At 61.9% G+C, this 1641-nt stretch carries 1 protein-coding gene; it reads right to left on the bottom strand.

The window, feature by feature from the left end; translation table 11 throughout:
* A partial coding sequence (locus tag HMPREF0980_RS10180; RefSeq protein ID WP_198146226.1) for a leucine-rich repeat protein occupies positions 1-1641 on the bottom strand: 1641 nt, incomplete at both ends.

Raw genomic sequence — 1641 nt, 5'->3', positions numbered from 1 at the left:
GGGTGCCTTTCCCCAGCGTGGCAAGATAGGTCTTGGAGAATGTGTACCGGCTGCCGCTCACGGTGTAGTCCCGCCCGGCCTGCAAGGTCACGTTGCCGCAGCCGATGCCGTTCAATGTATGGCTGCCCGGCGAAAGCGTGACCGGTATGTCCCGATGGTTCTTGCCGGAGGGATAGCGGTCGAAGGTCGCCTTGTCGGGATTAATGCTGGCGTTGGCCGGGCCGGGGGCGGGCGTGGTGGTTCTGTAGGTGGCCCGCACGGTCGTGTCGGCAGCGGGCATGGTGAAGGTGGTGCTGGCGCTGGCAGCGTTTAAAAAGCTGCCGCCGCCTAACGTTTCCCACTTGTCGAATGCCTTCCCACCCGGCGCTGCGTCGGCCTCGATGACGGCCTGTCCGCCTTCCGGGTAGAATGAGGCCTTCGTTGTATCCGTGCCATTCTCCACCGTCAGCCGGTAGGTAAGAACGTGCGTCCAGCCGCCGGGCAACCCGGAGACCCCCAGCCAATTTGGCGCGTACCCGGCTCGGTAGTAGATGTTGCCGGTGGTGGCAACGCCACCGAAAATGCTGATGCCAATCGTCGGGGCCGTGGCGCTTTGGAAGGTCAGCTTGTCTAAGCTGGTGCAGCCAGAAAACGCAATGTCCCCGATGCTGGTCAGTTTTTCGGGGAATGTCATCTCCGTGATGCCGGTGCAGCCATAAAACGCGGCGTCCCCGATGCTCTCCACCCCGTCCGGCAGGGCGGTCAGCCTGATGCCGGTGCAGCCAGAAAACGCACTGTCCCTTATGCTCTCCACCCCGTCCGGCAGGGCGGTCAGCTTGATGCCGGTGCAGCCAGAAAACGCACTGCTCCCGATGCTCTCCACCCTGTCCGGCAGGGCGGTCAGTGCAAGGTTGGTGCAGCCAGTAAACGCAGAGTCCCCGATGCTCTCCACTCCGTCCGGCAGGGCGGCCAGCCTGATGCCGGCGCAGCCAGAAAACGCAAAGTCCCCGATGATCGTCAGGCTGTCGGGCAACTCGTCTAGTTCTAGGTTAGCGCAGCCAACAAACGCAGCGGCCCCGATGGTAGTCAGGCTGTCGGGCAACTTTACTTCTACGAGCTTTGGAACATTGGTGCTATAAGAACTTATATCACCGATGGTCGTAAGCTCCGTCATACCCGACAGGTATAGGGCGCTCAGGTTTGTCCAGCCGCTATCATTCTTATAAAGGTCGTACAGGGCCTTCCAGTTGTCGCCGGTGACCGCCGTGGCATTGCCGGTAATCTTGATTCCGGTCACCTGCTCCTTGCCAACACCCGCCGCAGGCAGCGCATCTTGAATGGCATCCGCCATGGTGGCGCCGTCGTTGTAGGTCACTTCGAGGGTAATCAGGGAAGCGAGCGTCCAGCCGCCGGGCAACCCGGAGACCCCCAGCCAATCCGACGCATACCCGGCTGGGTAGTAGATCGTGCCGGTGGTGGCAACGCCATTGAAAGCGGCGCCCCCTATCGTCGGGGGCGTGGCGCTTTGGAAGGTCAGCTTGGCGAGGCTGGTGCAGCCAGAAAACGCATATCCCTTGATGCGCGAAAGACCTACGGGGAATGTCATCTCCGTGATGCCAGTGCAGTCTTCAAACGCACCGTCCCCGATGCGCTCCACCCCGT

Origin of the sequence: Dorea sp. D27 (assembly GCF_001185345.1) — a bacterium.
Lineage (GTDB): Bacteria > Bacillota > Clostridia > Lachnospirales > Lachnospiraceae > Extibacter.
Note: the sequence above shows the minus strand (reverse complement) of the source record. Positions and strands in the feature narration are given on the sequence as shown.